The 403-nt window shown below is 70.5% G+C and carries 1 pseudogene; it reads left to right on the forward strand.

Annotation, left to right across the window (positions count from 1 at the left end):
• Window positions 1-33 precede the first annotated feature (33 nt).
• Window positions 34-403, forward strand: a pseudogene (locus tag JHD07_RS37975) (precorrin-3B synthase); the annotation flags it as partial.

The following is a 403-nucleotide window of genomic DNA, read 5'->3' on the forward strand; positions in this document are numbered from 1 at the left end:
GGCCGCTCCGTCGCACGCGGACAGGCCGTGAGCATGGCGCTGGCGCTGGCAAGCTGGTTCATCATTTCGGGCGGCGCGCGGAACGGGCGAGGGCGCATGGCAGCCCACATCGCATCCGGCGCCGCGCTGCCCCAAGCGCTGCGCGGCGAGACCGAGCCTGCGCCGGTGATGGCTGCCGCGCGGCCCGGGCAATATCCGCAAGGCGCGATGGTCGGCGTGGCGTTCGGGCAGATGCTGCACACCACGCTGCATCAGTTCACCGGTTGCGGACATGCACTGCGCGTGACGCCGTGGCGCATGGTGCTGAGCGAAGGCAAGCGCGAGATGCCGAGCGGCGCGGGCCTGATCACCGAGCCGTTCGATCCCGCGCCGCGACTGGTGATTGAAGAAGTGCGTGCGGAAT

It is taken from the genome of Bradyrhizobium sp., from assembly GCF_016462955.1.
Taxonomy (GTDB): Bacteria; Pseudomonadota; Alphaproteobacteria; order Rhizobiales; family Xanthobacteraceae; genus Bradyrhizobium.